We start from the raw sequence: 12,824 nt of genomic DNA on the forward strand, positions 1-12,824 counted from the left end.
ATCACCGCCTCCCATCAATCAAATCAACGGGAAACACCGAATCATAACTCACCGCGTCGGGGGAATCCCCGGAGAGTCAGAAAATTCGGCAGCTGGTATAAGACTCAACTTTGAACAAAAGCGGCGGACCCCGTTTCCTTGAGGCGAGGTACGCTGCCAATGTCCGGTAGAATATTTCCACCAGGGTCTGTATCCGCGTTTCTGGTCCGGCCATAAAAAACGGCGCCGCAAGGCGCCGTTTTCATTTAAGGCCGAAGCCGCAAGGCTCAATTGGTCTCTAATGTCGCCTCTGGTGACGCCAGGGATTTCATCAGGTCGAACATACGCTTGCGCATCGCTGGGTCGGTAATGCGGTAATAGGCGCGAACCAGTTCCAGTGTTTCGCGTTTGGTCAAATGGTCATCCACCCCGGCGGCGAAAGGCTCCTGTGCCTCGGCGAAGCCATGCATGCGCCCGCGCGGGCCTGAGACGGGGCTTTCGGACATGCCCTCAGGCATATCATCAAAAAAATAGCTGATCGGCACATCCAGCACGCGGGAAATATCAAACAGCCGCGATGCGCCAACCCGGTTCACGCCGCGCTCATACTTCTGCACTTGCTGGAAGGTCAGGCCCAGCGCATCGCCCAGCCGTTCCTGAGACATGCCAAGCAATGTCCGGCGCAGCCGCACGCGTGAACCAACGTGGATGTCGATTGGGCTCGGGCGGCTTTCGCGCTCCGGGCGGTCGGCGTTCTCTTCGGCCATTTAACTCAACATCTCCAACAATAGGGAGCGGCTATCCTCGCTTCCCGGCACGCTTGGCAGCCCCAGCACTCCCGCCACCCGGCGGCAAACTGAATCAGCCTTAACTCTCCCGCCGCCCATCACCACCCAGGGTAAAGTGCGGTAAGGCTATGATGATTACCAGAGGTTAACGAACATGACAATGCAAAAAATACGGACAAAGAATTATTAAAGAGACGATGTTGCTGAAGAAATATAAATATTAGGTCATGCCAGGGCGGAAATTAGCACACCGGAAACCATTGCCACAAAAGCAAGCATAGCAGGGATTGCAAGCCCAATCCTAGCAAAAAGCGGCGGCGGCAGCTTTCCTGGCAAAGATGTAACCAGCACCCCTTGGCTTTTTAAGGGCAGATAGGCCACGACATGGCCGAAAGCATTAAACATTGCGGTGATGCCGGAATTCGCGTCGCGCGCGAGTGGCAGCCCTTCTTCCACGGCGCGCAGCCGCGCGTCAGCAAAATGCTGGCGCGGTCCCGCAGAGTCGCCAAACCAGGCGTCGTCGGTCACATTCACCAGCCAGGCCGGGCGGTCACGTTCATCCACAATCTGCCCGGAAAAAATGGCCTCATAACAGATCAACGGCCCCACCGGCGGCAGGCCGGGAATGTGCAGCGTCTTGGGGCCGGGGCCAGGGGTGAAGCCTCCGCCCAGCATGTCGGGGATTATTTTCAGCGGAATCCATTTGGGCGTGTACTCGCCAAACGGCACCAGCTTCCATTTGTCATAGATTGCAACCGCCGGCAGCGGTCCGTCGGTCACGACCAGAGAGTTGCGGAAATCAGTCGCGCTCACCCGGCGCAGCGAGCCCGCCAGCACCGGCGCCGTCCCCGTCACCGCGGCAAGTTCCTGGCGCGCCACCGCGTCGCTATCCAGCAGCCACGGTGAGGCCGCTTCGGGCCAGACCACCGCCGTAGCGCCGTTGTTCAGTCCGGCCTGGCTCATGGCCAGCAGTTTCTGCCAGCGCGCCAGCAGCGCCGCGCGGTCGTAGGAGCCGGGTACCGGAAAATCGGGCTGCACCAGCGCAAGGGTGACATTCGTTCCGGCAACCGGCGTTTGCAGCCGGTGCCAGCCATACCCGGCCCACACAAGCAACACCGCCAGCAGTGCCGCCAACCCCCGGCGCCCGAACATCGGCAGCCCGGCCAGCAGCACCGTCAGCAGCGTCATGCCCTGCACGCCCATCAGCGCGGCCGGCTGGATCAACACATCGCCCACGGTGCCGGGAATCGCCCAATCCGTACCCCATAAGTTCCACGGAAAACCCGAGAAGGCGAATTGCTGCACCAGATTCGCGGCGCTCCAGGCCCCTGCGAACACCAGCAGGCGGCCAAACCCCGGTTTCACCGCGCGCGCCGCCAGCGCCGGAATAATTGAATAGAATGCCACCGCCGCGGCCAGCAAAGGGGCGGCGAAGGGCACCAGCCACCAGAAGGTCGCAAGCTCGGTCAGAATCGGCTCGGTGATCCAATACAGCCCCGCCAGCCCAAGGCCAAAGCCGAACAGCCAGCCTGTCAGCGCCACCTGCTTCCAGCTTTTCGCGGCCCCGATCAGCCGTATAAACGCCGGCACGCTGAACAGCAGCACCGGCAGCAGATGCACCGGCGGCAGGCCGAGCGCGGAGGCCATGCCCCATAAAAAAGCCCGCACCAGCGGGCGGGCGGCCAACCAGGCGCCTGCTCGTTTAAGCATGCGGCAGGCCAAATTTCTGCGCCACTTCGGCAAAATCCGCCGCGATTTCGTGCCGCGCCGAGGCCTGCGTGCCATCCTGCGCGCGCACCAGCTGGCAGGTGCGCAAGCCAGCCTCGCGCGCCGCATCCAGCTCCGCTTCCATGTCCGAGAGAAACAGCACTTCGCCCGCCGGAATCCCAATCCCGCGCGTAATCGCACCATAGCTCGCGGCCTCGCGCTTCGGCCCGGCCTTGGTATCGAAATACGCCTGGAACAGCGGTGTCAGGTCGCCCGCGCCGCTATGGCCGAACAGCAGCTTCTGCGCCGGCACGGAGCCGGAGGAATACACATAAAGCCTCACCCCCCCGCGCGCCCAGCGGCGCAGGGCAGGGGCCACATCCGCGTAGATTTCCGCCTTCAGCTCCCCCGCCGCATAGCCTTCCTCCCAGAGCATCCCTTGGATGGCCTTCAGCATCGGGTCTTTCTCGTCGCGGTCCATCTGCGCATACAGCATCTCCAGCGGCGGCACCGGTAAGCCGCCCACCTGCGCATGCGCCGCGCAAAACGCCGCCAGCCGCGCCCGCGCATAGGGAAACAGAACCCGGTGCACAAAGGCGATGGGCGTGGTTGTGCCCTCAATATCCGTGAGGACGGCGGCAGGCGGCACCATCAGACGACCGGGAAGCGGCTGGAAATATCGTCCCCGGTGAACTGCGCGACCCAGCCGGAGGTGTCGGTGAATACCCGCAGCGCCGTGAATAAAGGTTTCTCTCCCGCATCGAACCAGTGCTTCGCGTTGGCGGGCACGCGCAGCAGGTCGCCCTGCTCGCAGAACGCATCATACACCCGCCCGTTCTCATGGATCACGAAATGCCCGCTCCCCTGCACAAAAAAACGGATTTCATCCTCGCTGTGCGTGTGCTCCTTCAGGAATTTCTCGCGTAATGCCGGGGCGGCGGGATTATCAGGCGTCATTTTGATGACATCAGCCGAACCAGCCCCCGTGGCGCCCATCAGCGCATCGAGATACGGCCGGTAGGCGGCCAAAATCTCCTCCGCCGGTTCCTCGCCGCTCAGCTTCACCGGGCTCTCCCATCGCGCGAAGTCAACGCCGATTTTGCTCAGTTCCGCCGCCACAGCGCCCGCATCCTCCGCGCAGAACACCGCTGCGCCGGGCGTGTGGTCCTCATAGATTGTCAAACGGCTCATTTGATTCGTCTCCGTTCCAACTCGCATTGCAGCAGAAATTCCAGCGCTTCCAGCCGCCAGTAGGCATGCTCCACGCTGGTTCCCCAGGCATACACGCCATGCCCGGCGATGACATAGCCAATCGGCGGGCCGCCCAGCAGCAGCGGCTCGATATACGCGGCCAGCCTGCTGATATCCTGATCGTTGGCATACACCGGCAGCGCCACGTCCATCTCATGCGTGGCAAAGCCGAAGGCTTTCAATATCTCGTAGTCCGAGAAGGTGATGGCGCCCTGCATGGAGAGCACGGTGGCGGCCACCGAATGGCCATGCAGCACCGCGCCCACCTGCGGAAACAGCCGGTAGAGCTGGCAGTGCAGCAGCGTCTCCGCGCTGGGTTTCATCCCCTGGCTCAGCGCCTGGCCGGCGTAATCCACAGCCATGATATCGCCGGCCTTCAACCGGCCTTTATGCACGCCGCTACGGGTGATCGCGATGCGGCCGTCATCAATACGCGCGGAAAGGTTGCCGGCGGAGCCTGGCACCCAGCAATGCAAATCCATACGCTGCCCGGCCTCGGCCAGCGCATTCGCCAGTTCAGCGGGAACCATTTCAGCCCTGGTTTACAGTCGTCTTGTTCTGGTCCGGCAGCGGCGCGCTCAGCGAATCCGGCTTGCTCATCGAGGCGTCCTGGCCTTTTTTGCCATCCTCGTCGGCGAGATTCTCCTTGAAGGATTTAATCCCCTTGCCGAATTCGCCCATCAGGTTGCTGACCTTGCCGGTACCGAACACAAGCATGACCACGAACAGCACGATCAGCCAGTGCCAGATGCTCAATCCACCCATAAATTAATCTCCACCCAGATATTTCCCATCTCAGTCTACGCTGATCGCGGAGGAATGCCAAATCGCGGGAGTTGTGCGCAAGTCCAACCTGTGATTGAGATTAACAGATGCGTAACGAACCCGCTCCGCGCCACCAGCTTCCGCGCCATGCCGCGGTCTGCCTGCTGTTTCTGGCCGCCAGCTGGGTTTTCTATGCCCCGCCGCGCCATTGGCTGGGCCTCACCAGCTTTGGTGACGGCCAGGATCCCCTGGCCTTCATCTGGTTCCTCAACTGGTGGCCTTTCGCGCTGTCGCATCATTTGCCGCTGCTGTTCACGCATTATGCCGACGCCCCGGCGGGCACGGATTTGGTGTGGAAAACCTCCATCCCCGCGTTCGGCCTGCTGGCTGCGCCCTTCACCCTGCGTTTCGGCGCTCCGGCGGTATTCAACGTGTTGATGATCGCCGCCCCGGCGCTCTCCGCCTTCGCCCTTTATCTCGCCGCCTGGGAGCTTACCGGCGCCTTCGCCGCCTCGCTGCTCGCCGGCGCGGTCTTCGCCTGTTCGGGCTACGAGATCGGCCAAACCCTTGGTCACCTCAACCTCGCCTTCACCGCCGCTGTCCCGCTCAGCCTCTGGGCGTGCCTGCGCGCGGCCGGGCATAACTGGCCGCGCTGGCGGCTGGGCGTGGTGCTGGGTGGGCTGTTTTTGTTTGAATTCGGCGTCTCACAGGAGATTTTCGCCAGCGAAATTCTCTTCGGCGCCGCCGCGCTGCTGCTGCTGGCCTGGCTGCGCCCTTTGCCGCGCCCCGTGCTGGCCCGCCTGCTGGCGGGCATCCTGCTGGGGCTGGGTCTTTGCCTGCTGCTGGCATCCCCCTTCATCTGGGCCATGCTGCGAGGCTACACCGCCGCGCGGGCCAATTTCCCCACGCCTGATGTCTATTCCAACGACCTGCTGGCAGCCTTCATCCCCACGCCGCTGGTGTTCCTGGGCGGGCATCTGGCGCTGCCGCTGTCAAAACTTTTCACGGGCAATTCAGGCGAGCAGGGCGGCTATTACAGCCTGCCCCTGGTGCTGCTCGCGTTTTCCATCTGGCGCACAACGCCCCTCCCGGCGGCGCGGGTGCTGGCGGGCATGGCGCTGCTGGCGGCGGTGGCCTCCCTCGGCCCTTATGTCCATGTTCTGGGCCACAGCCTGGGCCCGGCGCCATGGCTGCCCTTTGCCCAGATGCCGATTCTCGCCGCCATGCTGCCTGGCCGCTTCGCGCTCTATGCTTGGCTTTCCCTCACGCTGTTGCTGGCGCTCTGGCTGGCGCGGCCCGGCACCGGCTGGCGCCGCTACGCGCTGGCCGGGCTGTGCCTCCTCGCCATCCTTCCCGCGCAATCCACCGCGCGCAACTGGCGTCAGCCGGTGCTGCCCCCCGTTTTTGCCGCCCTGCCGCCGGGCGCGCATGTGCTGGTCCTGCCGGTTTTTGCCCAGGAGATGGGCTGGCAATATGCTTCAGGCATGCGCTTCGTGCTGGTGGGCCAGGGCTATCTGGGCAACGGCATGCCCGCGCCATTTTCTTCCTGGCCGCTGTATCCGGCGCTGTGGCGCAACCTGTTCAACCAGATCGGCCCCCAGGAATTCTCCGCCTACCTGCAGGTCTACGGTGTGCAATATGTGGTGCTGCTCCCTCATGGCTACGGCTATTACGCGGGCAAGCCGGTGGACGAAGCCGCTAAAACCCGTGCCGCCGCCGCGTTGCTGCAACAGGCAGGGTGGCGCATGACAAGCTCCGCGCCGCAGGGCGCGCTCTACCAGCCCATCCCCGGCCGGCCGCGCTGGTCTCCGGGCCAGATCGCGGCCTTCATCGCGCAAGGGGAACAGCGCGGGCGCGCCGCCGTGCTCCCGTATGAAATTCACCGGGTCTGCCAGATCCGCCGCTTCGCCCGCGCAACCGGCCTTCCCCCCGCGCCTTTGCTGTACCTCTGGGCCCTGCACGCGCATCCGCCGTTCCCCGCCGCCGGCATCGCCTGCCCGCTCACCGCACGAACAACACCGCCGCCAGAATAGATCCGGCATTATAGAGCACATGCAGCGCAATCGCCGGGCGGATGGAGCGGAACTTCAGCCGCAGCACCACGGCGCAGGCGGCCATCAGCCCTACATCTATGAACCCTGGCGGATAGTATATTTTCTCCGGCGCATGCGCCGCCATAAAGGCCAGCGTGGTTATAACCGCCGCCCAGGCCGGCCCCAGCCGCGCCGCCAACCCGGCGAAGGCGATGCCACGGAAAACGACCTCCTCCAGCGCCGGACCGATGAACAAAGCCACCGCCAGCAGCGGCAGCGCCGCCAGCCCACGGCTCTCGAACAGTTGTGACTCGGGCAGATTACGCAACGCCCGCATATCGGGTGGAAAAAAGTGAAACAGCAGCCCAACGCTGCAAACAATCCACACCGCCATAACAGCCGCGCTCACATAACCCAGCGCCGGGGCGGCGCACCAGCCGATGCCGCTCTCCCCGCCATCCCTCATCCGCGCGCTGCCCAACCGGCGCAGATACCAGACAACCCAAAGCGCCGCCGCGCTCTCTCCGGCCAGCACCGTGGCCAGCATAAATACCGGCCCGTTGAAATTCACCCGCGCCGGCGCATGGCGGGCGATCAGGGCCAGGTTCTCGATGGTCAGCACATTCGCCAGCAGCGCGCCGCCTCCGGCCATGGCCAGGCCAAACCCCGCCATGCCCCAGATCCCTTGCGCCAGGCCGAACGGCTGCGCCGCCCCCGGCGGCCGCCGCGCCCCAGGCAGCAGCGCGAAGCACATGGCCAGCACGAACAGGTTGAGCCCGAACGCCGCCCCCAGCGCGATCAGCTTCTCATGCGGCCCTGGCGCGTGCAGATGCGGGAACATCGCGCGGCCGAACACCTCCATGGCGCCGCCGCCCAGCAGCGCAAACCCCGCGAGCCACCCCAGGCTGACCAGAATACGCCTCATGCCGCGCCGCCTTCCTTGAATTGCCGCAATATCGCGCGCGGCTGCACGCCCGCCGCCCGCATGGAGCATAACGTAGCGGCAAAATTGCGCTTGGCCAGCCGCTTGCCTTGCGCATCGCGCAGCAGCCGGTGGTGCGCATAAACCGGCGTTGGCAGCCCCAGCAGCGCCTGCAACAGCACATGCACATGCGTCGCCTCAAACAAATCCTCACCCCGGATCACATGGCTGATGCCCTGCAGCGCATCGTCATGCACCACGCAGAGATGATAACTGGCCGGCGTATCCTTGCGCGCCAGCACCACGTCGCCAAAGGGCAGGGGCCTGGCCTCGATCCAGCCCTTGCCCTCCTCGAAAAACCGCAGCGCGCCCGCCTGGCGCAGCGCCGCCGCCATATCCAGCCGCAGCGCATAGGCCGCTCCGGCGTTCACCTTCTCCGCCCGCGCCGCCGCGCTCAAATGCCGGCAGGTGCCCGGATACACCGCCTCCGCCCCATGCGGCGCCGCCTGCGCGCGGGCAATCTCCGCCCGGGTGCAGAAACACGGATAGAGCAACCCCCGCCCGCGCAATATCGCCAGCGCCGCCTGGTATTCGGCCAAATGTGCTGATTGGACACGGATTTCCCCATCCCACGCCAGCCCCAGCCAGCGCAGATCCTCCAGGATCGCCGCCGCATATTCGGGCCGGCAGCGGGTGCTGTCGATATCTTCCAGCCGCAGCCGGAACACATCCGCGCGCACCCAGGCGTTCCAGGCGGAAAATGCGTGGCCAAGATGGAGATATCCGGTGGGGCTGGGGGCGAAGCGCGTGGTGATATTCATGGCCGCGCCGATATAAGCATCCCGCCGCCTGCATGTGACAAGTGGTTTACAAACGCTTTCCTGTCTTGCGGCTGCCCGCCGCATTTGTCATAAAGTTCCCATGACTCGTACTAACCACCATATTTGGCTGGGGTTCGCGGTTTCTCCCCAAAATCTGGTCCCGTTCTGGGACAGGTTCAGTAATGCCTGACGGCGGGGCAAATTTTCCCGCGCTCGTCTTAAATGCGGATTTCCGTCCGCTGTCCTATTTTCCGTTGTCGACCTGGAACTGGCAGGATGCCGTGAAAGCGGTGTTCTTGGATCGCGTCTCCGTGCTTTCCGAGTACGAAAAAGAGGTCCACAGCCCCAGCTTCACCATGCGTCTGCCCAGCGTCATCGCCCTGCGTGATTTCATCCCCTCCGCGCGCACCCCGGCCTTCACCCGTTTCAACGTGTTCCTGCGCGATACCTTCACCTGCCAGTATTGCGGCCACAAGCGCTGCGCCCCGGAGCTAACCTTCGACCATGTGATCCCCCGCGCCCACGGCGGGCGCACGAGCTGGGAAAATGTCGTCACCGCCTGCGGCCCGTGCAATCTGCGCAAGGGCAGCAAACTCCCGCGTGAATGCAACATGATCCCTCATCAGGAACCCCGCCGCCCCACCAGCTGGGAGTTGCAGGACCGGGGCAGGGGTTTCCCGCCCAATTTCCTGCACCAGAGCTGGCGCGATTTTCTCTATTGGGATTCCGAGCTGGAAAATTAACCCCCCCACTGCATATCTTGCCCTGCCACCGTTTTCGTTGGATCAGATGAATGATGGTGAATTATTAACAGAGGTTGCATGTCTATCGTCATTGAACCAGCGGTGCTGGAAGAAGCTTTGGCCGGCGGGGTGCTCATCGGCCTTGCCGCCGCCGGATTGCTGCTGGTCAACGGCCGCATCGCCGGCATCAGCGGAATTCTGGCCGGCGCCACCGGGCCGCAGCCTAAAATCTGGCAATGGGCGTTTGTGCTGGGCCTGGTGGCGGCGGGCGCCGCCGCGGCCCCGCTTGGGCGCGCGCTGCCCCCGGCGCTTGGCCAGGAGCCTCTGCCCCTGCTGGCCGTTGCCGGCCTGCTGGTTGGTTTTGGCACCCGCCTGGGCAACGGATGCACCAGCGGCCATGGGGTTTGTGGCATCGCCCGGCTCAACCCGCGCTCGCTGGTGGCCACTTGCGTGTTCATGCTTACCGCCGGGCTAACCGTATTTGTCACCCGCCACCTGCTGGGGCACGGCTGATGCGCCTCAAATCAGTACTTTCCGCCTTTGCCTTCGGCCTCATCCTCGGCGCCGGGCTGATCCTCTCCGGCATGGCCGACCCTGACCGCGTCAAAGCCTTCCTGGACGTCGCCGGCGCCTGGAATCCTTCCCTGGCCCTGGTCATGTGCGGCGCCATCGCGGTTGCCGCACCGGCCTTCTACCTGGCCAAGCGCCGCGGCAGCACCATGCAGGGATGCGGCATCTCGCCAGCGGGCAGCGCGGTGGTGGACGGCAAACTGCTGCTCGGCGCCGCGATCTTCGGCCTCGGCTGGGGGCTTTCGGGCCTCTGCCCCGGTCCCGGCCTCGTCCTGCTCGGCTACGGCGCGCGCGGCGCGCTCGTCTTTGCCGCCGCCATGGTCATCGGCACCCGTCTCGCCGGTTTTTTCGCCCCGCCCGAGGGCACATGAACAACTTGTCATCTGCCAGAGATAATGGCACTGCGGCATGACGTGACCAGATTACAGCTTTGAGGGAAGCTGCATCATGGGCGAAGTCAAAATCGGCAACCGCCCCGTTGGCGGCACCCCTGCTACGTCCCTCCGCCAGCGCCGCCGTCTCTTGTCACCCTCGCTGTTCAGTTCAATGATGCGGCCATGACCCTCCCAACCCAATCGCGCGCTGTCATCATCGGCGGCGGCATCATCGGCTGTTCCACCGCCTATCACCTGGCCAAACTCGGCTGGGAAGTCACGCTGCTGGAGCGCGCCAAGCTCACCTCCGGCAGCACCTTCCATGCCGCCGGCCTGGTCGGCCAGCTTCGCTCCTCGGCCAGCATCACCCAGTTGCTCGGTGAATCGGTGAAGCTCTACCGCTCGCTGGAAGCCGAAACCGGCCTTGCCACCGGCTGGAAGATGAACGGCGGCCTGCGCCTCGCCTGCAACCAGGAGCGCTGGACCGAGGTGAAGCGCCAGGCCACCACGGCGCGCTCCTTCGGGCTGGAGATGCATTTGCTCACGCCTAAGGAAGCGCAGGACCTCTGGCCTCTAATGCAAATCGATGATCTCATCGGCGCCGCCTTTTTGCCGACCGATGGCCAGGCCAACCCGTCGGACATCACCCTCTCGCTGGCCAAGGGCGCGCGCATGAACGGCGCGAAAATCTTCGAGGACACGCCGGTCACCTCCATCGAGGTCACAGGCGGCCGCGTCAGCGCCGTGCTCACCGCGCAGGGGCGCATCGCCACCGAGGCTGTCATCGTCTGCTGCGGCCAGTGGACCCGCGCCCTCTGCGCCACCGCCGGCGTGAATGTGCCCCTGGTCTCGGTCGAGCATCAATACATGGTCACCGAGGCCATCCCCGGCACGCCTAAAAACCTGCCCACTTTGCGCGACCCGGACCGCCTGACCTATTACAAGGAGGAAGTCGGCGGCCTCGTCATGGGCGGCTATGAGCCCAACCCCATCCCCTGGGCCGTGCACGGCATCCCGGAAAACTTCTCCTACCAGCTGCTCAATTCCAACTGGGAGCATTTCGAGCCGATCATGGAGCTGGCCATCGGCCGCGTCCCGGCCCTTGCCACCGCCGGGGTCAAAACCCTCATCAACGGGCCGGAAAGCTTCACCCCTGATGGCAATTTCATCCTCGGCGAAGCCCCGGAACTGCCCGGCCTCTTCGTCGGCGCCGGGTTTAACGCCTTCGGCATCGCCTCGGGCGGGGGCGCTGGCAAAATGCTGGCCGAATGGGTTGCGGGCGGCGAACCTCCGGTTGATCTCTGGCCGGTTGACATCCGCCGCTTCGGCCCCCCGCACCGCGACACCGGCTGGGTCCGCACCCGCACGCTGGAAGCCTACGCCAAGCATTACACCATGGCCTGGCCATCGGAGGAGTATAAATCCGCCCGCCCGCTGCGCCGCTCGCCGCTCTATGCGCGCCTTGAGCAGGCCGGCGCCTGCTTTGGCGAAAAACTCGGCTGGGAGCGCCCTAACTGGTTCGCCGCCCCCGGCGAAACCCCGGCCGACATTTACACCTTCGAGAAACCAAACTGGTTTGCCGCCGTCGCGCGTGAGCACGGGAACACGCGGCGCAACGTCACCCTGTTTGACGAAACCTCCTTCGCCAAATTCCTCTTCACCGGCCGGGATGCCGAGGCAGCCCTCGCGTGGATCTGCGCCAACGACATCTCCGCCCCCCCCGGCAGCCTCACCTACACGCAAATGTGCAACGCCCGTGGCGGTATCGAGGCTGATCTTACCATCGCCCGCCTGGAGGAGCGCAAATTCTACATCACCACCGGCACCGGCTTCGTCACGCATGATGCCGACTGGATCACCCGCAACATCCCCAAGGGGATGGACGCGCAGCTGCTCGATGTCACCTCCGCCTACGCCACCCTCGCGCTGATGGGGCCAAACGCCCGGGCGGTCTTGCAGCAGATCACCACGGAGGATCTCTCCAACGCCGCTTTCCCTTTTGGCACCGTGCGCACCATCGCCGCCGCCGGAGCGCGCGTCATGGCCCTGCGCATCACCTATGTCGGCGAGCTCGGCTGGGAACTGCATATCCCCACCGAATTTGCCCTCACTGTTTATGACGCCCTGATGGCGGCGGGCGCTGCCCACGGCATCGCGCCGGGCGGCTACCGCGCCATCGAATCCTTGCGCCTGGAGAAATTCTACCGCGCCTGGGGCTCGGATATCGGCCCGGACCACACCCCGCTCGAAGCCGGTCTTCGCCCGTTCGTCAAACTCAAAAAGCCCATCCCCTTCCTCGGCCGCGCGGCGCTGGAAGCCCAGGCGGCCACCCCGCTTAAGAAGCGGCTTGTGAGTTTCACCACCGATCACCCAGGCGTGATTCTGCTCGGCCGCGAGACCATTTATCGTGACAACATCCGCGCCGGCTGGCTCACCGGCGGGGGCTATGGCTACACCATCGGCAAGCCCATCGGCTTTGGCTATGTCCGCAACCCTGAAGGTGTGAGCGATGAATTTCTCACCTCTGGTACTTACGAACTCGAAGTCGCCACGGTGCGCGTGCCCGCCGCCTTGCACCTAGCCCCGCTCTACGACCCCAAAATGCAGAAAATCAAAGCCTGATCGCCCGCGCCGTTATCGGCATTCAAGCTTCTGGCGGATTCATTCCTTTTCCGAACTAAATCTGCACAAATTGGGGTGCAAGGAAAAAATAAACCATAACTAACAACTCGTTAGATCAAGAGCGAGCCCGGCGCTCCACGTGGAGCACTGGCTAGTGTCCTGATTCGGAAGTCGTCTGCATTTTAGGCATTTGTTGTGAGGGAGCGCAGGCAGAAGCGTTGAATTGAGGCGAGGATATCGTCGGCGCTC

13 protein-coding genes are annotated in these 12,824 nt (G+C 64.2%); 5 read left to right on the forward strand and 8 right to left on the reverse strand.

Annotated features, from left to right (window positions below; translation table 11 throughout):
• Positions 1-266: 266 nt before the first annotated feature.
• From HKL97_RS02040 to HKL97_RS02065, 6 genes are all read right to left on the reverse strand, one after another.
• The gene (locus HKL97_RS02040) at positions 267-746 is read right to left on the reverse strand and encodes a helix-turn-helix domain-containing protein (protein ID WP_291422369.1); all 480 of its coding nucleotides are present in this window, start codon (positions 744-746) and stop codon (positions 267-269) included.
• Between the two features lie 246 nt (positions 747-992).
• Positions 993-2,477 carry an apolipoprotein N-acyltransferase gene (gene lnt / locus HKL97_RS02045; protein WP_291422371.1) on the reverse strand — a complete coding sequence of 495 codons (1,485 nt, stop codon included), beginning with the start codon at positions 2,475-2,477 and terminating at the stop codon, positions 993-995.
• Positions 2,470-3,126, reverse strand: coding sequence for an acireductone synthase (gene mtnC / locus HKL97_RS02050; protein WP_291422373.1), 657 nt, complete (start codon positions 3,124-3,126; stop codon positions 2,470-2,472). The genes lnt and mtnC overlap by 8 nt, the downstream gene beginning before the upstream one ends.
• Entirely contained in the window at positions 3,126-3,665 is a 540-nt protein-coding gene (locus HKL97_RS02055) for an acireductone dioxygenase (RefSeq protein WP_291422375.1), read from the reverse strand. The genes mtnC and HKL97_RS02055 overlap by 1 nt, the downstream gene beginning before the upstream one ends.
• A complete protein-coding gene (locus tag HKL97_RS02060; RefSeq protein WP_291422377.1) occupies positions 3,662-4,255 on the reverse strand; it encodes a methylthioribulose 1-phosphate dehydratase in 594 nt (197 codons plus the stop codon). The genes HKL97_RS02055 and HKL97_RS02060 overlap by 4 nt, the downstream gene beginning before the upstream one ends.
• A gap of 1 nt (position 4,256) precedes the next feature.
• Entirely contained in the window at positions 4,257-4,490 is a 234-nt protein-coding gene (locus HKL97_RS02065) for a twin-arginine translocase TatA/TatE family subunit (protein WP_291422379.1), read from the reverse strand.
• Between the two features lie 107 nt (positions 4,491-4,597).
• Here HKL97_RS02065 and HKL97_RS02070 point away from each other — a divergent pair, with 107 nt between their 5' ends.
• On the forward strand, positions 4,598-6,523 hold the full coding sequence (locus HKL97_RS02070) for a hypothetical protein (RefSeq protein WP_291422381.1): 1,926 nt from the start codon (positions 4,598-4,600) through the stop codon (positions 6,521-6,523).
• Here the strand turns inward: HKL97_RS02070 and HKL97_RS02075 are convergent.
• Together HKL97_RS02075 and gluQRS are read right to left on the reverse strand one after the other, a co-directional pair.
• Positions 6,492-7,448, reverse strand: a complete 957-nt coding sequence (locus tag HKL97_RS02075; protein ID WP_291422383.1) for a CPBP family intramembrane glutamic endopeptidase — start codon at positions 7,446-7,448, stop codon at positions 6,492-6,494. The genes HKL97_RS02070 and HKL97_RS02075 overlap by 32 nt on opposite strands.
• A complete protein-coding gene (gluQRS, locus tag HKL97_RS02080) occupies positions 7,445-8,266 on the reverse strand; it encodes a tRNA glutamyl-Q(34) synthetase GluQRS (RefSeq protein WP_291422385.1) in 822 nt (273 codons plus the stop codon). Before gluQRS ends, HKL97_RS02075 begins: the two co-directional genes overlap by 4 nt.
• Positions 8,267-8,448: 182 nt before the next feature.
• Here gluQRS and HKL97_RS02085 point away from each other — a divergent pair, with 182 nt between their 5' ends.
• The 4 genes from HKL97_RS02085 (at position 8,449) to HKL97_RS02100 (ending at position 12,575) form a co-directional block, all read left to right on the forward strand.
• Entirely contained in the window at positions 8,449-9,009 is a 561-nt protein-coding gene (locus HKL97_RS02085) for an HNH endonuclease (RefSeq protein WP_291422388.1), read from the forward strand.
• Between the two features lie 78 nt (positions 9,010-9,087).
• Positions 9,088-9,522, forward strand: coding sequence for a YeeE/YedE family protein (locus HKL97_RS02090; RefSeq protein WP_291422390.1), 435 nt, complete (start codon positions 9,088-9,090; stop codon positions 9,520-9,522).
• Positions 9,522-9,950: a DUF6691 family protein gene (locus HKL97_RS02095; RefSeq protein WP_291422392.1), complete on the forward strand. Its 429-nt coding sequence runs from the start codon at positions 9,522-9,524 to the stop codon at positions 9,948-9,950. Before HKL97_RS02090 ends, HKL97_RS02095 begins: the two co-directional genes overlap by 1 nt.
• Before the next feature lie 186 nt (positions 9,951-10,136).
• Entirely contained in the window at positions 10,137-12,575 is a 2,439-nt protein-coding gene (locus HKL97_RS02100; RefSeq protein ID WP_291422394.1) for an FAD-dependent oxidoreductase, read from the forward strand.
• Positions 12,576-12,824 lie beyond the last annotated feature (249 nt).

The sequence above is a fragment of the Acidocella sp. genome, from assembly GCF_013044125.1.
Classification (GTDB): domain Bacteria; phylum Pseudomonadota; class Alphaproteobacteria; order Acetobacterales; family Acetobacteraceae; genus Acidocella.